This window comes from Streptomyces krungchingensis (assembly GCF_054729265.1).
The window spans coordinates 7,892,054-7,915,957 of the sequence record NZ_JBPUKY010000001.1 but is presented as its reverse complement, the minus strand read 5'-3'; the positions used below and the strand labels follow the sequence as shown (position 1 = coordinate 7,915,957).

At 73.2% G+C, this 23,904-nt stretch carries 18 protein-coding genes; 6 read left to right on the top strand and 12 right to left on the bottom strand.

Going from position 1 to position 23,904, the window contains the following annotated elements:
* Positions 1–197 precede the first annotated feature (197 nt).
* Positions 198–1,061, top strand: coding sequence for a phosphotransferase enzyme family protein (locus ACSYGO_RS34590; RefSeq protein WP_432175981.1), 864 nt, complete (start codon positions 198–200; stop codon positions 1,059–1,061).
* Positions 1,062–1,146: 85 nt separating this feature from the next.
* Here the strand turns inward: ACSYGO_RS34590 and ACSYGO_RS34585 are convergent, their stop codons facing one another.
* The 4 genes from ACSYGO_RS34585 to ACSYGO_RS34570 all read right to left on the bottom strand — a co-directional run bounded on the left by ACSYGO_RS34585 (position 1,147) and on the right by ACSYGO_RS34570 (position 5,522).
* Positions 1,147–1,869, bottom strand: coding sequence for a 3'-5' exonuclease (locus ACSYGO_RS34585; protein WP_426681439.1), 723 nt, complete (start codon positions 1,867–1,869; stop codon positions 1,147–1,149).
* A 126-nt stretch (positions 1,870–1,995) separates the two neighbouring features.
* Complete coding sequence (locus ACSYGO_RS34580; protein ID WP_426681509.1) at positions 1,996–3,234, bottom strand: SAV2148 family HEPN domain-containing protein; 1,239 nt, start codon at positions 3,232–3,234, stop codon at positions 1,996–1,998.
* Positions 3,235–3,336: 102 nt separating this feature from the next.
* Positions 3,337–4,656 carry a copper amine oxidase gene (locus ACSYGO_RS34575; protein ID WP_432175980.1) on the bottom strand — a complete coding sequence of 440 codons (1,320 nt, stop codon included), beginning with the start codon at positions 4,654–4,656 and terminating at the stop codon, positions 3,337–3,339.
* Positions 4,657–4,712: 56 nt separating this feature from the next.
* Positions 4,713–5,522, bottom strand: a complete 810-nt coding sequence (locus tag ACSYGO_RS34570; RefSeq protein WP_426681437.1) for a Tat pathway signal sequence domain protein — start codon at positions 5,520–5,522, stop codon at positions 4,713–4,715.
* 178 nt (positions 5,523–5,700) lie between these two features.
* On the opposite strand from ACSYGO_RS34570, the gene glgX reads away from it, so the two are divergent.
* Together glgX and treY are read left to right on the top strand one after the other, a co-directional pair.
* Entirely contained in the window at positions 5,701–7,809 is a 2,109-nt protein-coding gene (gene glgX, locus ACSYGO_RS34565; protein ID WP_426681436.1) for a glycogen debranching protein GlgX, read from the top strand.
* Between the two features lie 143 nt (positions 7,810–7,952).
* Complete coding sequence (gene treY / locus ACSYGO_RS34560; RefSeq protein WP_460388913.1) at positions 7,953–10,376, top strand: malto-oligosyltrehalose synthase; 2,424 nt, start codon at positions 7,953–7,955, stop codon at positions 10,374–10,376.
* On the opposite strand, the gene ACSYGO_RS34555 is transcribed toward treY, so the two are convergent.
* Positions 10,336–11,484, bottom strand: a complete 1,149-nt coding sequence (locus tag ACSYGO_RS34555) for a cytochrome P450 (RefSeq protein ID WP_460388911.1) — start codon at positions 11,482–11,484, stop codon at positions 10,336–10,338. The two genes, treY and ACSYGO_RS34555, sit on opposite strands and share 41 nt — an antisense overlap.
* Before the next feature lie 817 nt (positions 11,485–12,301).
* Positions 12,302–13,264 carry a LysR family transcriptional regulator gene (locus tag ACSYGO_RS34550; protein WP_426681433.1) on the bottom strand — a complete coding sequence of 321 codons (963 nt, stop codon included), beginning with the start codon at positions 13,262–13,264 and terminating at the stop codon, positions 12,302–12,304.
* Between the two features lie 102 nt (positions 13,265–13,366).
* Between ACSYGO_RS34550 and lpdA the strand changes: the two genes are divergently transcribed.
* Positions 13,367–14,863 carry a dihydrolipoyl dehydrogenase gene (gene lpdA / locus ACSYGO_RS34545; RefSeq protein WP_426681432.1) on the top strand — a complete coding sequence of 499 codons (1,497 nt, stop codon included), beginning with the start codon at positions 13,367–13,369 and terminating at the stop codon, positions 14,861–14,863.
* Between the two features lie 131 nt (positions 14,864–14,994).
* Positions 14,995–16,245 carry a M14 family zinc carboxypeptidase gene (locus ACSYGO_RS34540; RefSeq protein ID WP_426681431.1) on the top strand — a complete coding sequence of 417 codons (1,251 nt, stop codon included), beginning with the start codon at positions 14,995–14,997 and terminating at the stop codon, positions 16,243–16,245.
* A 141-nt stretch (positions 16,246–16,386) separates the two neighbouring features.
* Here ACSYGO_RS34540 and ACSYGO_RS34535 read toward each other — a convergent pair whose 3' ends face one another.
* From ACSYGO_RS34535 to ACSYGO_RS34525, 3 genes are all read right to left on the bottom strand, one after another.
* Positions 16,387–16,803 carry an SSI family serine proteinase inhibitor gene (locus tag ACSYGO_RS34535; protein ID WP_426681430.1) on the bottom strand — a complete coding sequence of 139 codons (417 nt, stop codon included), beginning with the start codon at positions 16,801–16,803 and terminating at the stop codon, positions 16,387–16,389.
* Positions 16,800–18,125, bottom strand: a complete 1,326-nt coding sequence (locus tag ACSYGO_RS34530; RefSeq protein WP_426681429.1) for a M14 family zinc carboxypeptidase — start codon at positions 18,123–18,125, stop codon at positions 16,800–16,802. The genes ACSYGO_RS34535 and ACSYGO_RS34530 overlap by 4 nt, the downstream gene beginning before the upstream one ends.
* A gap of 168 nt (positions 18,126–18,293) precedes the next feature.
* A complete protein-coding gene (locus ACSYGO_RS34525) occupies positions 18,294–18,845 on the bottom strand; it encodes an FHA domain-containing protein (protein WP_426681428.1) in 552 nt (183 codons plus the stop codon).
* Positions 18,846–19,048: 203 nt separating this feature from the next.
* On the opposite strand from ACSYGO_RS34525, the gene treZ reads away from it, so the two are divergent.
* Complete coding sequence (treZ, locus tag ACSYGO_RS34520) at positions 19,049–20,794, top strand: malto-oligosyltrehalose trehalohydrolase (RefSeq protein ID WP_460388908.1); 1,746 nt, start codon at positions 19,049–19,051, stop codon at positions 20,792–20,794.
* A gap of 164 nt (positions 20,795–20,958) precedes the next feature.
* On the opposite strand, the gene ACSYGO_RS34515 is transcribed toward treZ, so the two are convergent.
* The 3 genes from ACSYGO_RS34515 to ACSYGO_RS34505 all read right to left on the bottom strand — a co-directional run bounded on the left by ACSYGO_RS34515 (position 20,959) and on the right by ACSYGO_RS34505 (position 23,804).
* On the bottom strand, positions 20,959–21,900 hold the full coding sequence (locus ACSYGO_RS34515) for an aminoglycoside phosphotransferase family protein (RefSeq protein WP_432175978.1): 942 nt from the start codon (positions 21,898–21,900) through the stop codon (positions 20,959–20,961).
* Between the two features lie 63 nt (positions 21,901–21,963).
* Positions 21,964–23,085 (bottom strand): M24 family metallopeptidase, encoded by a 1,122-nt coding sequence (locus tag ACSYGO_RS34510; RefSeq protein ID WP_460388906.1) that lies wholly within the window; start codon positions 23,083–23,085, stop codon positions 21,964–21,966.
* A gap of 95 nt (positions 23,086–23,180) precedes the next feature.
* Positions 23,181–23,804 (bottom strand): LysE family translocator, encoded by a 624-nt coding sequence (locus ACSYGO_RS34505; protein WP_426681424.1) that lies wholly within the window; start codon positions 23,802–23,804, stop codon positions 23,181–23,183.
* Positions 23,805–23,904: the final 100 nt, after the last annotated feature.

The window sequence follows — 23,904 nt, the reverse complement described above, 5'->3', positions numbered from 1 at the left end:
TTTGGGCGGCTCGTGGGGGTCTGGCCGCCCGGGCGGCCCCCGTCATGGTCGTGAAGCAGGGGTGGGCCGTCAAGGCACCGTGCACGCGCTCCGACCTGTGCGAATGCGACACTGGCCGACGGATGGCGTGAACACGACGCCATACGCGAGGACTGCGCGGGACCTGCACGAGTGCCGCACAAGGACGGAGGCGACGGATGGACGAGGCACGGGCGCGTGACGTACTGGCCGGGGCGGGGGTGCTGCCCGGCCCGGCGCGGGACGCGACGCTCCTCGCCCTGGGTGAGAACGCGGTGTTCGCCGCCGGTGACCTGGTGGTCAAGGTCGGGCGCGACGCCGAACTCCTCGACCGCGCCCGGCGCGAACTGGACATCGCGGCCTGGCTGGCCGAGGCGGGCGTCCCCGCGGTGCGCGCCGCCGAGCCGAAGGCCCTGCTGGCCGACGGTCATCCGGTGACCGTGTGGCACCGGCTGCCGGACCCCGTACGCCCCGCGGAGCCGCGGGATTTGGCCGAACTGCTACGGGTGGTGCACGCCCTGCCCTCGCCCTCCTTCGCCCTCCCGCCACGCGAACTGCTCGGCGGTGTGGAGCGCTGGCTGCGGCTCGCGGGTGACGCCGTCGACCCCGCGGACGCGGCGTACCTGCGGGCGCGGCGCGACGGTTTCGCGGATGCCGCGGCGGCACTCACCCCGCATCTGCCGCCGGGCCCGATCCACGGCGACGCGCTGCCCCGCAACGTCCATGTCGGCCCCGACGGCCCCGTCCTCGTCGACCTGGAGACCTTCTCCGCCGATCTGCGCGAGCACGACCTGGTGGTGATGGCCCTGTCCCGGGACCGCTACGGGCTGCCGGCCGAGGCGTACGAGTCGTTCACCCGGACGTACGGCTGGGACGTCCGTGAGTGGGAGGGGTGCTCGGTGCTCCGCGGAGCGCGGGAGACCGCGAGCTGCGCCTGGGTCGCCCAGCACGCGCCGGCCAATCCGAAGGCCCGCGCCGAGTTCGAGCGGCGGGTGGCGTCGCTGCGCGACGGGGACGAGACGGTGCGCTGGTATCCCTTCTGACGGGGCGCGTCGGTACGCGCGGCAGCTGGGGCGCGCCGCCGGACACCGCGCGGTGAGCGACCCGGAACGAGCGGCCCGGCCGCCCTCAGACCCGCTCGTCCGCGAGGTCTCGCAGCGGCCAGGTGCCGTCCACCACCGCGTCCGCGTCACCCTTGCGGCGCAGGAAGCCCTGGAAGTCGGCCGCCCACGCGGCGTACCACTCGATCTGGCGGCGGTGCAGCTCCGCCGGGCCGAGGCCCGCGACCTTGGGGTGACGGCCGGCTATCGCACAGGCGAGCCGGGCCGCGGCGAGCGCGTCGGCCGAGGCGTCGTGGGCGGATTCGAGCGGGACGCCGTACTCCGTGCAGACGGCTTCGAGATTGCGCTTGCCGCGGCGGTAGCGGTCGACGGAGCGGTCGATCGTGTACGGGTCGATGACCGGGGCGGGGTCGACGCCGCCGAGCCGCTCGCGCAGCGACGGCAGTCCGTACCGCCGCAGCTCGGCGGAGAGCAGGGTCAGGTCGAAGGCGGCGTTGTACGCGACGACGGGGACGCCCGTCTTCCAGTACGAGACGAGGACGTCCGCGATCGCGGCGGCCACCTCGTCGGCGGGCCGGCCCTCGGCGGCCGCCCGCTCATTGGTGATCCCGTGCACCGCCACCGCGTCGACCGGGATCTCCACGCCCGGATCGGCCAGCCACTCGCGGCGGCCCAGCGGCTCTCCGCCCCTGACCTCGATCACCGCGCCCGTGACGATGCGCGCCTCGCGCGGATCGGTCCCGGTCGTCTCCAGGTCGAAGCCGATCAGCAGCTCCCGGTGCCAGCCCATCGGCGGCCCCCCTTCTTCGTGGTGCTTTCCCCCAGTGGTCTCCACGATCCCATGAGCCACTGACAATCCGAGGACGGCCTTCCGCTTACCCGGGCCGGCGGGCTCCACGCGTCCGGACCCCGGCCCTCAGGACACGGGGCGCGAATCGGCCCAAGCCACCTCGAACTCCTCGCGATAGGTCGGGAAAAGCCCTTCCTCACCGGTGTCGCCCGGTTTGACCACCCGTCCGCCGCCGCGCAGGACGAGGACCGGCGCCTCCATGCCCCGGGTGCGGCGCAGATACGACTGGACGACGGCGACGCCGTCCGAGCCGTCGCCGTCCACCAGATAGGCGGTGAAGCGGGGCGTCTCGTCGTAGACCTGGATCTCGAAGGCGCCCGGATCGCGCAGCTTGGAGCGCACCCGGCGCATGTGCAGGATGTTCATCTCCACACTGCGGCTCAACTCGCCCCGCTTGATGCCCAGTTCACGCTCGCGCCGCTTGACCGCGCTGGACGCGGGATTGAGGAACAGCAGCCGCACCCGGCAGCCGGACTCGGCGAGCCGCACCAGGCGCCGTCCGGAGAAGTTCTGCACCAGCAGGTTGAGGCCGATGCCGATGGCGTCGAGACGCCGGGCGCCGCCAAAGAGGTCCTCGGCGGGAAACTGGCGCAGCAGCCGCACCCGGTCCGGGTGCACCCCGACCACGTCCGCGTACCGGTCGCCGACCAGGTCCTCCACGGCGTCGACGGGGAGCCGGCGCGCGGAGGGCACGTCACTGCCCGCGCCGAGTATCTCCAGGAGCCTGGCCGCGGCCCGCTCGGCCTGGTTGAGGACGGCCTCCGACAGGGCGCGGTTGCGGGAGACGACGTTCCGGGTCACTTCCAGCTCGTCCAGGGCGAGTTCGACGTCCCGGCGCTCGTCGAAGTAGGGCTCGAAGCACGGCCAGTGCTGCACCATCAGCTCGCGCAGTTGCGGCAGCGTCAGGAAACTGAGCACATTGTCGTCGGCGGGGTCGAGCAAGTACCCCTTGCGGCGGCTGACTTCGCGTACGGCGACCGCGCGCTGCACCCATTCCTGCCCCGCGGGACCGGCGGCGGCGACGACCCAGTCGTCCCCGTGGACGGGTTCGTAGATGGGACGCAGAACAGCGGCCACGACCGCGCGCAGCCGCTGTTCCACGAGGTTCAGCCAGATGTAGGCGCGTCCGGCCCGCTGGGCGCGCGTCCGCACCTCGCGCCAGGCGTCGGCGCCCCAGTCCAGTTCCGGACCGATGGATCCCATCTCCATCGGCCGTGCCAGGGACACCGCGCCGGGTGGGACATCTGTGGAGTTTCCCTCGTGACCCTCGTCACCAGGAGGCAACTCCAGCCCTCCCGAGCCCACCCGCGCACCGCCTTCCGCTCCCCCGAGCTCTCCCCTAGTCAACGATCAAGGAAGGGTACTCCGGGAGCGGTGGGCGGTGCAGCCCGATGCGCAGGTCGTTTCTCAACGACCTTGTTCCACATGGCCGTTCTGGTCCGCGAGCTCCGGCGGAGTGAGCGGATTCATAGCGGTGACGTCGCGCGGCGCTATGGAGAAGCCCTGCCAGTGGACCGGCATGGGCTGCTGGTCCTCGTCGCGCGCGATGTGGTGGAAGCCCACGTTGACCCAGACGACGGGATGGGTGAGGGTCTGCCCGTCCACCCACTTGTCGACGGACTTGCCGTGCCCGGCACCGCAGTTGGGCAGGTTGTCGCTGGCGAACTGCTCGCACTTGTTGTACTCGGTGAAGTAGACGTCGTGCTTGGTGAAGTTACGCCCGAGGTACTTGGTGGTCGGGCCCGGCACGAGCTCGTACGAACGCGCGTGGTTGTCCTTGTTCTTGCCGCTGTTGCTGACGATGCGCCACCAGCGCATGTTCTTCGCGTCGCCCGCGAGTTCCTTGGTGATCTTCGTCCGCGTGGTCTTGTTGCTCGGGGCCTCGGCACCCTGGGCCGGCGGGCTGACCACGGAGTCGTACTGCTCGACCTTGGTCTTGGAGGAACCGTCGAGGCCGAAGTTCAGCCGCCAGAAGACGTTGTGGCTGTGGCTGGTGGCGTAGTCCTTGGCGTTCTTGCCCAGCGGCCAGCCACGGCCGTCGCCCGCGTCGTAGTCACCGGGCGAGAGGCTGCCGGTGGCGCCGACGTTCATGTTGAGGGTGCCGTCGTCCTGGAAGCGCCACTCGGTGATGTACTCGTACCAGCCGACCTTGTTGACCGTGTAGACCAGCAGGTCCTTGCCCTGCTTCTGGAAGACCTTGTTCCCCGTGTCGGCCTGCATGCGGTAGGCGTGGCCGCGCGAGCGGGTCGTCGTGCACAGGCCCTTGACGTCGGCGTGCTGCGGGTCCCAGGCCTCGGGGACCTTCACCGTCTTGATGGTGCCGCCGGGACACTCGGCCGGCGCCATGTCGACCAGACCCTGCCCGAACCCGGCACCGGTGAGGTCGCTGTACTCGACCGAGCCGTCGTCGTACGGGACGTCGATCTGGGCGAGCTTCGCCGTGTTGAGGACCTTGATCGGCTGGGCCTCGCCGGGCGGCTGGTACGAGATGTTCTCCAGGACGAGCCCGGCCTCGCTCTCGTAGTGCCAGCACATCCGCCATGTGGTGCCGGTGGAGAGCTTCTGTTCGATCCGGTAGGCCGCGCTGCAGTCGGCGGCCGCCGCGGCGGCCCTCTTGGGCTGGGCCACGGCCGGACCCGCCGCCGTCGTCGCGCCGGCGGCCAGGGCCAGTGCCGTCAGGCCCACCGCCGTCCGGCTGCGAGCACGGCTGTTTCTGTTGACGCGCATGAAGAAGTGACTCCTTGCGGAAAGCAGTAAGAGTGGGAAGTCGGAGAAGGCCGCGGTCAGCCGAGCTTGCCGACCTTGCGGGCGCTCAGGTCGATCACCAGGTCACGGCTGTCGATCCAGGGCCCGTTCTTGACCTTCGGGAAGAGCCGCACGCACCGGTGCTCGCCGCAGGCGGCGAGGGCGGCCGGCTGGGCGCCGGGCGTCGCGCGGTAGACCATGCTGTTCAGCACCAGCTGGCCGGGCGAGGTCAGTTCCTTGCCGGTGGCGTCCTTGAAGTCGGCCTTCAGGCCCGCGCCGAGCGGGTCGGCGATCAGCAGCTCGGCGGCCTCGGTCATCTCGTCGCGGCTGATCGGCGGCTGAACGTCGTGCTGGGAGCCCGTCTTCTCGACCTTCCCCGTGTCGAGGTTGACGGTCCGGGTGACGAGCGTGTCGTTCTTGTAGTCGTAGAACGAGACGTCGGCGCGCCGGGGCGCGTTCGGGTCGTCCAGTTCGTCCGCCTCGGGCTCGGCGAGGTTCACGCTGAGCCGCTGCGGGCCGCGCTTGCCCTCGACGTTCTCCCCGGCGGTGAGCATCTGGCGGCTGAGCGCGATCCGCGTCACCCGCTCGGTCTCGTCGTCGGTCAGCGGGTCGCGGCCCTTGCCCTTCTCGCCCTCGTCCGGGGCCTGCTCGACCACGCCCGGCTGCACCGCTCCCTGTCCCTGCTGAGCCGCCTGCTGCGAGGTCCCGCCGCTTCCGTCGGCGCCTCCCGATTCCTCGGCCCCCGCCGAGCCCGGAAGGGTGATCCCGACCATCACGGCCGTCCCCGCCACCGCGATGGCCGCACCCGCCACCACCTTGCCCAGGTGGCGGTGCACTATCTTGCGCACATTTCCCCCTACTCCTCCCATGTCATCAGGAGTCGTTCGAGCCCCACTGGTTCGGCATACGCCGTATGCCTGGTCAGTGGGTAAGAGGGACGTAAGTCACAGGAGGTTCCATCACTTTCAGGGAGACTCGGCCCGGACTCGCCCCCAGGGGCTCGGCACTACTGGAAGAGTCATATCCATGCAGGTCTGGCCTGGAGAGGCATATCCACTCGGCGCCACGTACGACGGCGCCGGCACCAACTTCGCGGTCTTCTCGGAGGCCGCCGACCGGATCGAGCTGTGTCTGCTGCACGACGACGGCTCGGAGACAGCGGTGGAGCTGCGCGAGACCGACGCCTTCGTCCGGCACGCGTACCTGCCGGGGATCATGCCCGGACAGCGGTACGGCTTCCGGGTGCACGGGCGGTACGCGCCCGAGCGGGGGCGGCGGACCAACTCGGCGAAGCTGCTCCTCGATCCGTACGCGCGCGCCATCAGCGGTTCGATCAAGTGGGGCGAGGAGGTGTACGGCTACCCCTTCGGCTCGCCCGACAAGCGCAACGACCTGGACTCCGCTCCCCACACGATGTCCTCGGTCGTGGTCAATCCCTACTTCGACTGGGGCGACGACCGGCGACCACGCACCGAGTACCACCACACGGTGATCTACGAGGCCCATGTGAAGGGCCTGACCATGCAGCACCCGGAGCTGCCCGACGAACTGCGCGGGACCTACGCGGCACTGGCCCACCCCGCCATCATCGAACATCTGACCGAACTCGGCGTCACCGCGCTGGAACTGATGCCCGTTCACCAGTTCGTGAACGACCACCGGCTGGTGGAGATGGGCCTCAACAACTACTGGGGCTACAACACCATCGGCTTCTTCGCCCCGCACAACGCGTACGCCTCCTGGGGCGACCGGGGCCAGCAGGTCCTGGAGTTCAAGTCGGCCGTCCGGGCCCTGCACGAGGCCGGGATCGAGGTCATCCTCGACGTGGTCTACAACCACACGGCCGAGGGCAACCACCTGGGCCCGACGCTCTCCTTCCGGGGCCTGGACAACGCGTCCTACTACCGCCTGACGGACGACCCCCGCTATTACATGGACACCACGGGGACCGGCAACTCGCTCCTCATGCGCTCCCCGCACGTGCTCCAGCTGATCATGGACTCGCTGCGCTACTGGGTCACGGACATGCACGTCGACGGGTTCCGCTTCGACCTGGCGGCCACGCTGGCCCGCCAGTTCCACGAGGTGGACCGGCTGTCGTCGTTCTTCGACCTGGTCCAGCAGGACCCCGTGGTCTCGCAGGTGAAGCTGATCGCCGAGCCGTGGGACGTCGGCGAGGGCGGCTACCAGGTGGGCAACTTCCCGCCCCTGTGGACCGAGTGGAACGGCAAGTACCGCGACACCGTCCGGGACATGTGGCGCGGCGAGCCACGCACCCTGGCGGAGTTCGCGTCCCGTCTGACGGGCTCCTCGGACCTCTACCAGGACGACGGCCGCCGTCCGCTCGCCTCCATCAACTTCGTGACCTGCCACGACGGCTTCACGATGCACGACCTCGTCTCGTACAACAACAAGCGCAACCAGGCCAACGGGGAGGACAACCGGGACGGCGAGAGCCACAACCGGTCCTGGAACTGCGGAGCCGAGGGCGACACCGACGACGAGGACGTGCTGGCCCTCCGAGGACGTCAGATCCGCAATTTCATCGCCACGCTCATGCTCTCCCAGGGCGTGCCCATGCTCAGTCACGGCGACGAGTTCGCCCGCACCCAGGACGGCAACAACAACGCCTACTGCCAGGACAACGAACTGTCCTGGGTGCAGTGGCCGGAGGACGGCAGCGAGCTGCTGGACTTCACACGGGCGATGGTGTGGCTGCGGCGGGACCACCCCGTCTTCCGGCGGCGCCGGTTCTTCCACGGCCGGCCCGTCCAGGGCACGCACGACGAGCTCTCCGACATCGCCTGGTTCACTCCGGAGGGCAAGGAGATGACACAGCGCGACTGGGATTCCGCCCAGGCCCAGGCCCTGTCGATGTTCCTCAACGGCAACGCGATCTCGGAGCCCGGCCCGCGCGGGGAGCGCATCTCCGACGACTCCTTCCTGCTGATGTTCAACGCCTCGCCGCGGCCCCTGGAGTTCGTGGTGCCGCTCGACCACGGACGGCAGTGGCAGGTGGTCGTCGACACGGCCGTCCCCGAGGGGGTGGCTCCGGGCACGGGCACCAAGGTGGCGGCCGGTGACCGGCTGACGCTGGTCGACCGGAGCATGACGGTGCTCCAGCGGCCCGCCTAGCCTCGGGGCCGCCGACGACCGGCACACGCGCGTGCACACCGTTCACGGGGCGCACGCGCGTGAAGGGCCCGGGTACGGGCGCCCGGCGTCCGGATGCGCGCGCCGATGACACGAAAGGCGACAAGAAGGGTACGTAGGTTCGCATGACACCTGAGCGTCCCGACCCGGAGATTTCGGACCCGACGGCCCCCGGCCCGGCGATTCTGGCCGTGCCGACGGCCACGTACCGGCTCCAGCTGCAGCCGGAGTTCCCGTTCGCCGGCGCCGAGGCGGCCGTGCCCTACCTGGCCTCGCTCGGCGTCTCCCATCTGCACCTGTCGCCCGTCCTGGAGGCCGTTCCCGGCTCGACGCACGGGTACGACGTGGTGGACCACTCACGCGTGCGGGCCGAACTGGGCGGCGAGGAGGGACTGCGCGCGCTCTCCCGCACCGCACGGGCACACGGCCTGGGCCTCGTCGTGGACATCGTGCCGAACCACATGGCCATGGACCCGCGCCACAACCGCGCCCTGTGGGACGTGCTGCGCGAGGGCCCCGAGTCGCCGTACGCGCGCTGGTTCGACATCGACTGGGAGGCGGGCGGTCAGCTGCTGCTGCCCGTACTGGCCCGCAGGCTCGGCACGGAGATCGACCACCTGAAGGTCGACGGCGACGTCCTGCGCTACTACGACCACGCCTTTCCGCTGCGCGCCGGCACCGAAGAACTGCCCCTGCTCCAGCTCCTCGACGCCCAGTGGTACCGCCCCGCCTGGTGGCGGCAGGCCCGCACCGAGCTCAACTACCGCCGTTTCTTCAGCATTTCGGAGCTCATCGGCGTACGCGTCGAGGATCCGGAGGTCTTCGACGCCACCCACGCGAAGATCCTGGAGCTGCTCCACGAGGGCGTCGTCCACGGCCTGCGGGTCGACCACCCCGACGGCCTGGCCGACCCGGACGCCTACCTGCGCCGGCTGCACGAGGCGTCCGGGGGCCGCTGGACGGTGGTCGAGAAGATCCTCGCCGACGGCGAGCCGCTCCCGGCCGCGTGGCCCGTGGCGGGCACCACCGGCTACGACGCGCTGCGCCATGTGGACGGCCTCTTCACCGACCCGGCCGGCGCGGGCGAACTCCTGGGCCAGTACCGGAGGTTCGCGGCACCGCAGCCCGACCGCGGCGGCCACTGGGAGGCGACGGTGCGCCGGGCCGCGTACAAGGTGGTCACGCACGAACTGGCCACCGAGGTCGACCGCCTCACCCGCGTGGTGAGCGGTCTGTGCGCCGCGTCCCCCGATCCGGCGCTGCGCGACCACGCGCCCTGGGCCCTCGGCACCGCGCTGCGAGAGCTCCTCGTACGCCTCGACGTGTACCGCCCCTACTCGTCCACGGACGCCTCCCTGGTGGTGACCGAGCAGGCCGCCGACGAGGCCCGGGCCGCGTTCACGGTGCCCGACGAGGCGCACGCCGTCGACGTCGTGCGCGACCTGGTGCTCGGGCGGGCCGGGGACGGGCCCGCGCACCGGGAGTTCCGCGTCCGCTTCGCGCAGACCGCGTCGGCGCTGCGCGCCAAGTCCGTCGAGGACACCGCGTTCTACCGCTACGTGCCCCTCCTGTCGGCCAACGAGGTGGGCGGCAGTCCGGGCAGCCCGGCCCTGCCGCCGGAGGCCTTCCACGCCTACTGCGCACGCGTGCAGCGCGACTGGCCCGCGACCGGCACGGTCCTGTCGACGCACGACACCAAGCGCAGCGCCGACGTGCGCGCGGCCCTCGCCGTGCTCAGCGAGTGCCCGGACCGCTGGGCCGGACTGCTCGCGGAGGTGACCCGCGACGGCACGGGCGTTCCCGACCCGCAGCTGGCGTGGGCCGCGTGGCAGACCGTGCTGGGGCTGGGCCCCGACGCCGAGGCACGGCTGCACGACGCGCTGCTCAAGCACGTCCGCGAGGCCGGCCTGCACACCGCCTGGACCGAGCGGAACCCCGCCTACGAGGACAGGGTGGCGGCGTTCGTCGCCGAGGGGCCGTGCGGAGCCCCGGGGCGGCGCGTGGCCGCCTTCCGGGCGTCCCTGGCCCCCCATGTGCGGGCCAACGTCCTCGGTGCCGCTCTGGTCCATCTGACGATGCCGGGGGTGCCCGATCTCTACCAGGGCACCGAGGACGAGTACCTGGCTCTGGTGGACCCGGACAACCGGCAGCCGTTCGCGCCGCCGAAGAGCCCGTCCGAGAAGACGGAACTGACCCGGGCCGCGCTGGGGCTGCGCGCACGGCGCCCCGCCGCCTTCGGCGAGTCGGCGACGTACGAGCGGCTGCCGGCGGAGGGTTCCGGGGCCGCGCACTGCGTGGCGTTCGTGCGCTCCGGCGAAGTGGTCACGGCCGTCACCCGGCTCTCGCTGAGGCTGGCCGACTCCGGGGGCTGGGGCGACACCCTGCTGGCCCTCCCCGAAGGGCGGTGGGCCGACGTGCTGTCCCCGGGGCGGGAGTTCAGCGGGCACGCGCGCGTGGCGGACCTGTTCGAGCACGCGCCCGCCGCCCTCCTCGAACGGCTCGGCGCGCTCAGTGGAGCAGCACCCGCAGAGCCCGGGGCGAGGGGCTGACGGGCCCCTCCGGTACGGGCCGGAAACCGGGCACCCAGCGCAGGCCGGGAGCCACGCCCAGCAGGGCGTGCAGACCGTGTTCCGCCGTGAGCGCGGCCAGCAGGGGGCCGGGACAGAAGTGCCTCCCGGAGCCGTACGCGAGGTCTCCCGGATCGGCACGGAACGCGTCGTAGCGGTCCGGGTCGGCGAACCGCGCCGGGTCGCGGCCCGCGGAGCCCAGCAGGCAGGCCACGGTGGCGCCCTCGGGGATCACGCCGACCGGTGCGACGGCCCGCCGCTCCACGATGTGCAGCGGCGGGTCCCGGCGCAGCGACTCGGCCCAGGCGCCCTGCGTCAGCGTCGGGCGGGTCCGGATCACCGCCAGCTGGCCGGGGTGGTCGAGGAGGTTGGCGAGGAACGAGCCGAGTGCCCGCGCGGTGGTCTCGCCGCCCGCGCCGAGCAGGGTGCCGGCCAGGCCCGCCACGGCCTCGTCCGACAGCCGGCGCCCGTCGGGCCTGGCCGTGCACAGGGCGGACAGCAGATCGTCCCCGGGGTGGGCGCGGCGGCGCGCGATGTACGGGCGCAGGAACGCTTCGAGTTCGGGGTGGTGACCGCCGAGGTGGTCCAGGCCCGAGCGGCACCAGGCGTGCACGCGCGCGGTGTCCTCGTACGGCAGCCCGAGCGCGCCGACGACGGCCGCGGTGGGCAGCCAGTGGCAGAACTCGGCGACGAGGTCGGCCTCTTCACGGGCGGCGAGGCGCCGGGCCAGGACGTGGGCCGTGCGTTCGACGCCGGCCGTCAGCGCGGCCAGTGCGGCACCGCGGAAGGCCGGTGAGACGAGGGCGCGGTGCGCGCTGTGCGTGCCGCCCTCCCGGTGGACCAGGGTGCGCCCGGACGGCGGCACGGCCAGTCGCGGGTCCGCGAGCGCGGCGCGCACGTCGGCGTACCGGCTGATCAGCCACGCGCCGAACGGCTCGTCGTACACGAGCGGGAAGCGGGTCCGCAGGGTGCGGTAGAGCGCGTGGGGATCGTGCTCGGTCCCGGCGTCGAGCAGACTCGGCGGCCGGCCCGGTCCCCCGCCGCCCCGCCCGGGCGCGACGGGGTCTTCCGCCGGCGGTCCGGAGGGCACCACCGGGACGGTCGGGACGACCACCGGACCGGAGGACGCCGCAGCGGCGGGAGGCGTCACCCCACCCGGCGACACCGCCGGGGCGGGCGACACCACCGGGCGGGAGGACGCCGCCGGGACGGAAGGCTCCGCCGAACCAGGCGCCGCCACCGGGCCGGAAGACATCGCCGGACCAGAGGACACCGACGGGCCAGAGGACACCGCCGGGTCGGACAACACCGACGGGCCAGAGGACACCGCCGGGCCGGACAACACCGACGGGCCACCAGGCGTCGAACCGGAAGACGCCCCAAGGACGGGCGGCACCACCGGACCAGAAGACACGGACACACCGGACGACACCGACGGGCCGCCAGGGACTGATGGACCAGCCGACGGACCAGAGGATGGCAACGGCCCGGACGGCACCGACGGGCCGGGAGCACCAACCGGCCCGGGCGACACCGACAGGCCGAGCGGTACCGGCAGGCCGAGCGGTACCGACGGAGCGGCGACAGCGGATCGGCCGGGCGACACCGCGGAGCCAGGAGGCGCCGCCGGGCCGGGCGACGGCGACGCGGTCGTGCGCGAGGGGGTCGCAGGGTCGGGCGGCCCGCCGTGCTCGGGCCGTTCTCCGCCCTCCGGCAGGCCCTCGTCGGACGGGAGTTCGCCGGGCGGGACCGGCGCCGTGGCCGGGCCCTCGCGGCACGCGGCCGGCCGTGCGGGCCGCGGTCCCGCGTGCAGGGGTGTGGGCGCGTCTTCGCCGGGAAGGCCGTGAGAACACAGCACCGGGGCCTCCCGCCTCGGGTCTGCGCGCCGTACCCGCGCGCGGTTGGTATCAGCCGACCACCGCCGCCCCCGGACCGCAGTCCCCGTGCGCCCGTACGGGTGAATCGGCCGCCTCGCGGCGGGGCGCCGGAACCTGCGGCCAGGCCGCGCGCAGGAGGTTCACGAAGGCCTCCGCGGCGCCCGTCGGCGGCACGCGCGTGAAGACGGTCAGGGGACGCTTCCAGGGCGGGTCGGCGGAGAGGACCACGCAGTCCTCGCCGACGGCGCCGCGCACGATGTGCGAGGGCGCGACGGCGACGCCGACCCCCGCCGCGGCCATCCGTACCGCCGTCGACGTGTGCTCGGTGAACACGGCGGTACGCGGCCGGAATCCCGCCTGGCCGCACACCCGGTCGAGGAAGCGCTCCCCCTCGACCACGGGCTCCATCGCGCAACGGATCCAGGGACGGTCGGACAGCTCCGCCGGTGTCACCGTCGTGCGGCCCGCCAGCCGGTCGTCGAAGGGGACCACGAGGACGGCCTCCTCCTCGCCGACCGGCAGGACGCTGCCGGGCCAGTCGACGGGCGCGGGCCCGACGGCGAGGTCGGCGACGCCCCGCTCTACCTGCTCCTCCAGCGCCTGCGAGGTGGCGTACTCGTGAAGGTGCAGCAGGACGCCGGGGTGGGCCGCCCGCCAGCGCGCGAAGACGTCGGGCAGGACGCCGACGGCCACCGAGTGCACGGCGGCGATGTGCAGTTCGCCGCCCTCCGCGCCGGCGGCGGCGCGAGCGGCCCGGCGGGCCTGGGCCGCGCTGCGGACGGCGAGCTCGGCGTGCGGCCGGAAGGCCCGTCCCATGGGCGTCAGCCGCACACCGCGCGGCATGCGCTCCAGGAGGGGCCCGCCGACGGTCTTCTCCAGGGCCTTGATCTGGTGGGACAGCGCGGGCTGGGTGACGTGGAGGGTCTCGGCGGCGCGGGTGAACGACGCCTCTTCGACGACGGTCAGGAAGTACTCCATCTGACGCAGGCTCATCCCGGGCACGTCCGTCCGGCGGAGGACCCATAAGTGTTCTGCATGAGTTCCACACAAACATTGCCTTGGACTCATGACAAGGAGCGGACGGAGGTTGAGGACATGGACACCTCCAGCGCATCCGGCATCTCCGGCGCATCCGCCGCCTCCAGGACATCCGACACCTCTGGCACCTCCGGCACCTCCGGCGCCTCCCACGCCGCGGCCGACGTCGTCGTCATCGGCGGCGGCACCGGCGGGTACAGCACCGCGCTGCGCGCCGCCGCCCTCGGCCTCGACGTCGTGCTCGCCGAGCGCGACAAGGTCGGCGGCACCTGCCTGCACCGCGGCTGCATCCCGAGCAAGGCGATGCTGCACGCCGCCGAACTCGTCGACGGGATCGCCGAGGCGCGCGAGCGATGGGGCGTGAAGGCCACGCTGGACGAGGTCGACTGGGCCGCGCTGGTCGCCACCCGCGACGACATCGTGCAGCGCAACCACCGGGGCGTGGAGGGACACCTCGCCCACGCGGGCGTGCGGGTGGTGCGGGGCAGCGCCCGGCTGACCGGCGTCCGTGCCGTACAGGTCGAGGGCGTGGGCGCCTTCACCGCGCGCCGTGGCATCGTGCTCGCGACCGGATCACGCCCGCGCATGCTCCCAGGGCTCGTGGCGGACGGCCGGCGCGTGGTGACGAGCGACGACGCCCTGTTCGCCCCCGGCCTCCCCCGGTCCGTCCTGGTCCTCGGGGGCGGTGCCATCGGCGTCGAGTACGCCTCGTTCCACCGTTCCATGGGCGCCGAGGTGACGGTCGTCGAGGCCGCCGAACGACTGGTCCCGCTGGAGGACGCCGACGTGAGCCGGCACTTGACGCGCGGTCTGAAGAAGCGCGGCATCGACGTGCTGACGGGGGCGCGGCTGCTCGACGCGGAGGTCGTGGACGACGGCGTACGGGCCCGGGTGCGCACCGAGCGGGGCGGGACCCGCACGGTCGCGGCCGATCGGCTGCTGGTGGCCGTGGGACGGGCTCCGGTGACCGAGGGACTGGACCTGGCCGCGGCGGGCCTCGCGGCCGACGGGCGGGGCTTCCTCGAACCCGCGGACTGGGACCGGCTGGAGACCGCCGTGCCGGGCATCCACGTGGTCGGGGACCTGCTGCCGCCGCCGTCGCCCGGACTCGCGCACGCCTCGTTCGCGGAGGGGCTGCTGGTGGCCGAGACGCTGGCCGGCGTGGAGTCCGCGCCGGTCGACTATGCGGCCGTGCCGCGGGTCACCTACTCGTCGCCGCAGACGGCGGCCGTCGGGCTGAGCGAGGCGGAGGCACGCGCGCGCGGGCACCGGGTCGACGTCGGCACGATGCCGCTCACCGCCGTCGCGAAGGGCATGGTGCACGGCCGGGGCGGCATGGTGAAGGTGGTGACCGAGGCGGGCGGCGGACGGGTGCTCGGCGTCCATCTGGTGGGCCCGAACGTGTCCGAGATGATCGCGGAGAGTCAGCTGATCGTGGGCTGGGACGCCGAACCCTCGGACGTGGCGCGGCACATCCACGCGCACCCGACGCTCTCCGAGGCGGTCGGGGAGACGTTCCTGACGCTCGCGGGGCGCGGTCTGCACCAGCGGTGACCGGCCGAGCGCTCCCCCTTGCCGGCGGAACGTGCCACCTGGCGCCCCCTGGAGCCGCCCGGCCCGATCCTTGACAGTTCATCCAGACCGTGGACTACTGCCAAAAGCGACGCAGGGCGGACAAGTCGGGGGTGAGTCTCCTGCCGGAGTTGCGCTACCCCAGTGTGACCGAAATCGTCTCCTCCGCACGGGCATTGGCCGCTCATCGCCCCGGCCTGTGCACCCTGAGGCAAGTGGGTTCCTCACGCGCGGGAAGACCCCTGCACCTGCTCTCCGTGGGGCACGCACGGCGCGCGGTCCTCGTCGTGGCGGGGGCCCACGCGAACGAGCCGACGGGTGGTTCGACCCTGCTGGCCCTGGCCGAACGAGCCCTTCAGGAGCGGGAGCTGCGGGCGGGCACCTCCTGGCACTTCCTGCTGTGCGCGGACCCGGACGGCGCGAACCTCCATGTCACGCCCGCGCCGCGCACCCTGTTCGACTACCACCGGGGCTTCTTCCGTCCGGCGGGTCCCGAACAGCCGGAGTGGTCTCCGTCCGTGCTGCCTCCCGACCGGCTGCCGCCGGAGACCCGCGCCCTGACCCGGGTCATCGACGAGCTGCGGCCCTACCTCCAGGTGACGTTGCACGGGACCGATCTGGGCGGCAGCTGGGTGCAGCTGACGAAGGACATCCCCGGACTCGCCGAACCGTTCGCCAAGTCTGCGGCGGAGCTGCGCATCCCGGTGGAGACGGCCGCGTCGGACGCCGCGGGCTGGCCCGCCTCGGGGCCCGGGGTGCACGTGATGCCGGCGCCGGGCTCGGACACGGCGTATCCGAGCATGCCGGACGACGCGCGGCACAGCACGTGGTACCACGCCCACCGGTACGGCGGTCTCACCGCCGTCGTGGAGGTGCCGATGTGGGCCAGCGACCTGGTGGACGATCCGGCGCCGCACCCGGCGCCGGTGGCGGCGATGCGCCGGCTGGCGCGCCGGCTGCTGCGCGACGCGCTCCAGGTGGAGGTGGTGCTCGCGGAGGCGCTGCCGCGGTTGCCGGGGCCCGACGGGCCGCTCCTGCGCGCCGCGAAGTGGGCGCTGGAGCTGGTGCCGGGCCTTGCCGACGACTGGGCCCGCACGCCGCCCCCGGACACGACGATGGCGTACGTCGGCAGTGTCGACGCGTTCGGCCGCCGGCTCCCGCTGCGGGCCGCCTCGATGCTGCTGCGGGTGCTCAAGGAGGCCGACGACCGTGCGGCGCCCCATCTCGAACGTCTGGTCGCCTCCTGGAGCGACGCCTTCGCCGCCCGCTTCCGTGCCCGCTGGGTTCCGCTGGAGAACCAGGTCGAGCACCAGGCCCGTACGGTGGTCGCGGCGGCCCGGCACGCGCGCGACGGGGCGGTCTGAGGGCGGCCGCGGCGTCCGCGCGCGTGACCGGCGGCCGGGTCCTCGGCCGGCCGGGACGGACGGCGCCGGGCACCCGCGCGGCTCGGCCGTCCGGCCCGGCCCGTCGGTGCCGTGGTTGCCCGCGCGGTGCCGTCGTCCGGCTCAGTCCGTCAGGGCGAACACCGCTCCGGTCTCGGCCTCCATCACGCAGGAGTTGGAGAAGGTGTGCGTGTAGTCGATCCGGCGGCCGTCCCACACACCCTGCGCCGAGGCGGTCACCGGGGCGTAGATCAGCGAGCACACGGCGTCGGGGGCGGGCGGGATGCGGGAGATGTCGCCGTCGGCGGCGTCGAGTTCCTCGCAGGCCCGGACCGCGTGCGGGTGCCCTCCCGGCGGGTCGCAGAGCAGCAGGGCGCCGCGGGTGCCGCCGGTGGCCACGTCCCCGTGGGTGACGGTCAGGTGGAGCCAGTCGCCGGCGTGGGACGTCCGGGGCACCGCTTCGGCCGGGACGGCGCCCGCGGTCAGGAGCGCGGCCCCGGCCAGCACCAGGGCCCGGACCGCTCGCATGCTTGTCGTCATTCCAGGTGCATCGGCACGGCGGTGGGCGAACCCCACCCGGAGTCACTCGAACGGGAGCGCGCGGGGGCCCGCCGCGCGGCGAGGTGGAACGCGGAGAGCACCACACGCGCCTGGTACTCGACCTGGCGGGCGACCGGGATCCAGCGCGCTCCGCAGCCGTCGCGGTAGTCGGCGCACCACACGTCGATGAGGCGGTCGAGTTCCGGCAGCGCCCCGGCGGGGTCGTGGCCGGAGGCGGTCACGAGCTGGTGCAGCAGCCCCGCCGTCCGCAGCGCGACACGCCGGCCCGCGAGACGCAGGGCCGTCAGGCGGGCGGTGTCGAGCGGTGGCAGCGGGCGCGCGGCGGGCTGGTCCAGGTCGGGGTCCCAGGAGTCGGCGAGTCCGGGTCCGACCAGTAAATAGTCGTCGACGGGCGCGAGCAGGCAGGCCGTGTCCGGGGAGGTGCCGAGGCCCGGTCTGACGCGCGCGAGGATGCCTTCCAGGAGCCGTGTGTCGTCACGCAGTTTGCGGCTGACGGAGCGCAGCGCGGCCTCGGCGTCGGCGGGCCGGCCGGCGTCCTCCACGGAGGCGACGCCCCACATGGGGGCCTCGACGACGGCGGTCACCGTGCCGTACGCGTGCGGGTGGAACCAGGTCGACTCGACCGCGGCCTCCGTGATGGCGGCGGCCAGATCGCCCCGGCGCGGCGGTGGGATGCGATAGACGGCGGGCCCGAGGGCCGGCCAGTACAGGGTGTCGTACGGGCCGAGTTCCCGCGGGATGCCGAGGCGTGCGGCGGTGTGGGCGACGCGCTGGGCGAGGCCGGGCAGGTCGTGGGTGAGCTCGACGAAGGCGCCGCCCACGTCGACGCCGTGCAGGGAGCACTGGAGGAAGGGCCGCAGTTCGTCCTGGAGGTCGAGGAGCGTCCGCGTCTCCGGCAGTACGGCGCTGTCCGCGCCGTCCGGCAGCCATTCGGGCTGTTCCAGGAAGCCGGGCCGGAAGAAGTGCCGGAAGTAGCGGCCGAGGGTGTACGGGCCGGACAGCCAGCCCTCGTTGCGGCGGGAGCCGTCGGGGTCGAGGCACAGCAGCAGGTTCCAGGTGGCGTCCGCTCCCTCGCACAACCGGGGGTCGGCGAGGACTCGTTCGGCGAGGCGCAGGACGGTCGCGCCGCCGACGGGTTCGTTGGCGTGCGGTCCGGCGACGACGAGGGCCTGGCGGCTGCCGTGTCCGACGGACAGGAGCCAGAGCGGCGCGCCGGCCCGCGAAGTGCCTACGCGGCGCAGTCGGGCGTCCCGGGGGCGGCGGGCGACGAGCGCGGCCGCCCGGGTGCCGAGCTCGTCCACGGTCGGGTAGCGGAGGAGTGGCGGCAGGACACACCTCCACTCATGTGGTGCCGTCGGTTCACCTGATGTGCATGGTGTACGCACAGTCAGTCACGGCGGTAAGGGTTCGTCAACACCGCGGAACACCGCGGATGTTGGGGAAAACGGTTACTCCCGATGCGGACCGGGTCAGTCCGAGGCGAGCCGGAACGCCATCCGTCCGAAGGCGACCTGGTCGCCGTCCTTGACGACGGTGGAGCCGACGACGCGCCGTCCGTTGACGGTCGTCCCGTTGGTCGAGCCGAGGTCGCGCAGCACCCACAGCCCGCCCTGCCGGCTCAGTTCGGCGTGCACCCGGGACACGGTCTCGTGGTTGAGCCGCAGCCCGCTGGCGGGGTCGCGGCCGATGCGCAGCGGGTACGTGTTCCCGGGGTGGGGCAGCTGGAGCTTGGGGAGCCGCTCGGCCTGCCAGGCCCTGCGCACCCGTACGGTGAAGCCGGAGATCGCTTCCACGGTGCCGAACACGAGCTTCGCCCAGCGCCCCTCGGTGGGCAGGTCGGCGGTGAGCACGGCGAGTTCGTCGGACCTGCGGGCGGCGAGCGCGAGCTCCATACGGCGGACGAAGGTGTCGTGGGAGAGGCGGCCGAGGGCGACGCCGTCGCGGAGCGCCTTCAGCGCCCGGTCGCGCTCCGCGTCGGACAGCCGCGCGGGGTACGTGTGGAACTCGAAAGACGACGTCACGCTGGTGATTGTCGGACAGGGCGGGCGGGGTGTCCAGAAAACGGGGAAAGGGGCGCCTCGGCCGACCGGAACGATTCGGCGGCCCGGGTGTGACACAAGCGCGGCGGACACGCGGCAAAAGGGTGGATTCGAAAGCGAATTGATCTCAGGTGAAGCACCATGGACGAATTACGTCACGGTGAGCTGACAAGGGGGAACCGTCTGTGCGGTTCGAGGTGTGGGCACCGCAGGCCGACCGGGTGACGCTGCATTGCGCGGACACCACGCGCGCGTTGGAGCGCGATCCGGAACGGGCCGGCTGGTGGACGGGCGAGGCGGACGCGCAGCACGGGACGCGTTACGGCTTCGCGGTGGACGACGGCCCCGTACGGCCCGATCCCCGCTCGCGGCGCCAGCCCGACGGACCGGACGGGCTGAGCGCGGTGGTCGAGCACGACCGGTACGCATGGCGTGCGCCGTGGGCGGGGCGCCCGCTGCCCGGTGCGGTGCTGTACGAGCTCCACGTGGGGACGTACACGCCGCAGGGCACACTGGACGCGGCCGCCGAGCGGCTCGGCCATCTGGTGGAACTGGGCGTGACGCACGTCGAGTTGATGCCCCTGTGCCCGTTCCCCGGCCGGCACGGCTGGGGGTACGAGGGAGTCTCGCTGTGGGCCGTGCACGAGCCGTACGGCGGCCCGCAGGCGCTCAAGCGCTTTGTCGACACCGCGCACGGGCTGGGACTGGGCGTGGTCCTCGACGTCGTGCACAACCATCTCGGGCCGTCCGGCAACCACCTGCCCGCGTTCGGGCCGTACTTCACGGACACCCATCACACGCCCTGGGGCTCCGCGGTGAACCTGGACGCGCCCGGTTCGGACGAGGTGCGCGCGTTCCTCGTCGGCAGCGCTCTCGCCTGGCTGCGCGACTACCGGTTCGACGGGCTGCGGCTGGACGCGGTGCACGCGCTGCGGGACACGCGCGCGCTGCACTTCCTGGAGGAGCTGTCGACGGCGGTGGACGCGCTCTCCGGGGACCTCGGCCGGCCGCTCTTCCTGATCGGGGAATCGGACCTCAACGACCCGCGGCTCGTCACCTCCCGCGGGGAGGGCGGTCTCGGGCTGCACGCCCAGTGGAACGACGACTTCCACCACGCGCTGCACACCGCGCTGACCGGTGAGGCGCAGGGCTATTACGCGGACTTCGCACGGGACCCGTTCGCGGCGCTCGCGAAGACGCTGACCTCCGGCTTCTTCCACGACGGCACGTACTCCAGCTTCCGCGAACGGCACCACGGCCGCCCGCTGGACCGCACCCGTGTCTCGGCGCACCGCCTGCTCGGCTACTCCCAGACCCACGACCAGATCGGCAACCGCGCCCAGGGGGACCGGCTGTCGGCGTCCCTCTCCCCCGGGCTGCTGGCCTGCGCGGCCGCGCTGACGCTCACCGCGCCCTTCACCCCGATGCTCTTCATGGGCGAGGAGTGGGCCGCGGGCACACCGTGGCAGTTCTTCACCGACCACACCGATCCGGAACTGGCGGAGGCCGTGCGCAGGGGCAGGCGCCGCGAGTTCGCCGCGCACGGCTGGGCCGAGGAGGAGGTGCCCGACCCGCAGGACCCGGCGACCCGGGACCGCTCCTGCCTCGACTGGTCGGAGCCCGAGAAGGCCCTTCACGCGCGCGTGCTGGCCTGGTACCGGGAGCTGATCGCGCTGCGCCGCCGCCAGCACGACCTCTCGGACCCCGACCTCGCCGCGGTCAGGGTGGCCCAGGACCCCCGGGCCCGCTGGCTCGCCCTCAGGCGCGGGGACGTCCGGGTGGCGGTGAACCTCGGCAAGGAGCCCGCGGCGATCCCGCTCGGCCTGCGCCAGGCACGCGTGCTGGCGGAGTGGGAACCGGTGGAAGCGCCCGACACGGACGGAGTGTTGACCGTGCCCGGCGAATCGTGCGTGGTGCTGACCCAGGCCTGACCCCAGGGGGTTTCGTTCGGATCGGCCCGGGTCCGCGGTGTCCGGCACGGCACCTCGCCGCGTTGCCGGACCACCCGAGTACGCCCAGTACGCGAGTGATCCTCCGCCTTGCGACGCACCGCACCGGACACCGCTCTGATCCGACCTGACCCGAACGAAGCCCCCTAGGAGGCTTCGTCGGGATCGTCCCGCAGGTCGGTGACCCGTTCCAGCATGATCGCCTCCCAGGCGCGGCCCAGTCGGGTCCGCAGGAGCGGGACGGGGCTGCCGTCGCCGCCCCGCAGACGGTCGGCGAGACGGATCACCGTGTCGCAGCGCGCGAGCCACAGACCGCGCAGACAGGGGCGGGCGCCGTACCCGGCCAGGGTGGCGGCGCGGACGGCCGCCCCCGCGCCGACGGCGATCGCCAGCCCGCCGATGTCCTCGGCCGGGTCGCCGATCACCGCGTCGGTCCAGTCGAGGACGCCGCGCACCCGCCCGTCGGCGCTGACCACGAGGTGTTCGCCCTTGAGGGCGTGGTGCACGAGGAACGCGGCTCCGGGCTGGGCGGCGAGCTGGGCGGCGCCCGGTGCGGTGAGCTGGGCGAGCCGGGCCGGGTCGAACTCCTCGGCGGCGGCGAGCTGCTCGGCGGCACCGGTGGCGGCCTCGCGCAGCGCCTCCAGGGAGCGCGGGGCGACGCGGGGCACGCCGAGCGTCTCGGCCTGCCGTACGGGCACCTCGCGCAGACCCGTGAGCAGGCCCGCCAGATCGGCCTCGCCGACGGCCGAGACGTCCTGGACCTCGCCCGAACCGCCGGCGAGCCGGGTGTCCAGGGTGCAGCCGAGTCCGCTCGCCCATTCGCCGTGGGCGACGCTCACCGGGACCGCGACGCCGACGTGCGGCCGGATCAGGTCGCGCAGCCGCAGTTCGCGGCGCTGACGCGCGGCCGCGTCACGGTCCCGGGCGAGCCGCAGCACATGGCGCCGGCCCACCCACCAGCTGGAGTGTTCACCGCCCTCGGCGACCGGGCGCACGTCGGGGCCGGCTCCCTCCGCCGTGCCGCCGGCGAGCAGCGAACGGACCAGTTCGCGGACGGTGTCCTCGGTCGGTGTCGGTGCCTGGGTCATGGTCGCGCCCTTGTCGTTCGGGGGCGTGGGCGGGGCTTCTGCCGCACGGTCGGTGGGTGCAGGTCAGTCGACGATCACCATCTCGCGGGAGGTGGTGTTCAGGCGCCGCCCGCCGTCCTCCGTGACCGTGACGATGTCCTCGATGCGGACCCCGAAACGGCCCGGCAGGTAGATGCCGGGCTCCACGGAGAAGCACATGCCGGGGACGAGGGGCTGCTCCTCGCCCTCGATCATGTACGGCGGTTCGTGGGTGGTGACACCGATGCCGTGTCCGGTGCGGTGGATGAACCGGTCGCCGTATCCGGCCTCGGTGATGACCGCCCGGGCCGCGCGGTCGACGTCCTGGCAGGCGGCGCCCGGCCGCACCGCGCGGAAGCCCGCCTCCTGGGCCGCGCGCACGACGTCGTGCACGGTGCGCTCCTCGGCGTCGGGCTCGCCCACGTGGACGGTGCGGGAGGTGTCGGAGCCGTAGCCGTGCTTGAGGCCGCCGAAGTCGAGGACGACCATGTCGCCGTGCTCGATGACGCGGTCGTCGGCCTCGTGGTGCGGATTCGCTCCGTTCGGGCCGGAGGCGACGATGGTGAAGTCGACCTGGGAGTGTCCGAACCGGCGCAGCAGATCGGCGAGGTCGGCGGCCACGTCGGTCTCGCGGCGGCCGGAGAAGCGGACCTTGCGGATCTCGTCGAAGGCCTCGTCCGCCGCGGCGCCCGCCGCGGCCAGCCGCTCCAGTTCGGCGGCGTCCTTGACGGCGCGCAGCATCGGCAGGGCCTTGGTGAGGGCCTGGTAGCGGGTGCCGGGCAGGTGCTGCTGGAGTCCGAGCAGGTGCAGGGCCCAGCCGTTGTCGCTGACTCCGAAGCGGCCCTCGTGGCCGAGGAGCGGCGCGGTCGCCTCGTAGGGGTCCTTGCCGTCGGTCCAGTCGCGCAGCGTCAGGGCGGGCGCGCCGGGTGCCTTGGCGGCGTCGGGCGCCTCCAGGGTGGGCACGACCAGGACCGGGTCCTGTCCGGGCCGCAGCACGAGGAGGGTGAGCCGCTCGGTCTCCACCGGCCGGTAGCCGGTCAGCCACACCAGGTCGGGACCCGGCGCGACCAGCACGCCGTCGAGCCCGGCGTCCGCGGCGGCCTCGGCCGCACGCCGCATCCGGGCCTCGTAGTCACCGGCCGCGAAGGGCGCGGGTGTGGCGGTCATGCGTGCCTCCAACCGTCCGGGGTCCCCCAGGGGGCTACGGGCAGCATCCTGCCCCTCCGGTGGGGCGTGCGCGAGCCGATTGCGGTGCCTTTGTGTCAGCTCTCCAGGGCGAGGCGGGCACCCAGGAGGAGCAGGACGCCGCCCGAGACCTGTTCCAGACGCCGCCGCACGCCGGTCCGGGACAGCACGGCCTTCATCCGTCCGACGAACCACACGTACAGGCCGTAGTAGCCGACCTCGTAGACCGCCCAGAGCGCGGCGAGGCCGACCATGGTGGGCAGGTGCGGGGCCCCTTCGGGCACGAACTGCGGCAGGAAGGACATCGCGAAGACGGCCGCCTTGGGGTTGGCGAGGTTGAGCAGCAGTCCGCCCCGGTAGGAAGCCCAGCCGCTCTGCTCCGTGCCCTCCCAGCCTGCGCTGTCCGGGGCGTCCTTGGAGCGGCGCGCCTGCCGCAGCGTCTGGACGCCGAAGCCGACGAGGACGACGGCGCCGACGACGCGCATGACCCCGTACGCCACCTCGGAGGCGGCGAGGAGCGCGGAGAGGCCGAAGGCGGCGACGACGCCCCAGACGAACACCCCCGTCTCGTTGCCGAGGACGGTCAGGAAACCGGACCGCCGGCTGCGCAGCGACTGCTTGATGATCAGCACGGTGCTGGGTCCGGGGGACGCCGCGATCAGCGTGCAGGCGCCGAGGAAGGCGAGAAGGGTGCTCAGCATGCGGCCATGGTGACGCAGCGTCCGCGGGGCGGCCAGCACTTTTCCGCGCGAACCCAAGGGCTGTCCCGGCCTTCTTCTAACGGCCGGGCATTGCCTTGCC

Bases quoted from the DNA above. Each gene is read 5' to 3' on its own strand.
- ACSYGO_RS34575 (WP_432175980.1), bottom strand. From the start codon at position 4,656: ATGCGCGTCAACAGAAACAGCCGTGCTCGCAGCCGGACGGCGGTGGGC.
- ACSYGO_RS34585 (WP_426681439.1), bottom strand. From the start codon at position 1,869: ATGGGCTGGCACCGGGAGCTGCTGATCGGCTTCGACCTGGAGACGACC.
- ACSYGO_RS34505 (WP_426681424.1), bottom strand. From the start codon at position 23,804: ATGCTGAGCACCCTTCTCGCCTTCCTCGGCGCCTGCACGCTGATCGCG.
- ACSYGO_RS34510 (WP_460388906.1), bottom strand. From the start codon at position 23,085: ATGACCGCCACACCCGCGCCCTTCGCGGCCGGTGACTACGAGGCCCGG.
- ACSYGO_RS34515 (WP_432175978.1), bottom strand. From the start codon at position 21,900: ATGACCCAGGCACCGACACCGACCGAGGACACCGTCCGCGAACTGGTC.
- ACSYGO_RS34550 (WP_426681433.1), bottom strand. From the start codon at position 13,264: ATGAGCCTGCGTCAGATGGAGTACTTCCTGACCGTCGTCGAAGAGGCG.
- glgX (WP_426681436.1), top strand. From the start codon at position 5,701: ATGCAGGTCTGGCCTGGAGAGGCATATCCACTCGGCGCCACGTACGAC.
- ACSYGO_RS34535 (WP_426681430.1), bottom strand. From the start codon at position 16,803: ATGACGACAAGCATGCGAGCGGTCCGGGCCCTGGTGCTGGCCGGGGCC.
- treY (WP_460388913.1), top strand. From the start codon at position 7,953: ATGACACCTGAGCGTCCCGACCCGGAGATTTCGGACCCGACGGCCCCC.
- lpdA (WP_426681432.1), top strand. From the start codon at position 13,367: ATGGACACCTCCAGCGCATCCGGCATCTCCGGCGCATCCGCCGCCTCC.
- ACSYGO_RS34590 (WP_432175981.1), top strand. From the start codon at position 198: ATGGACGAGGCACGGGCGCGTGACGTACTGGCCGGGGCGGGGGTGCTG.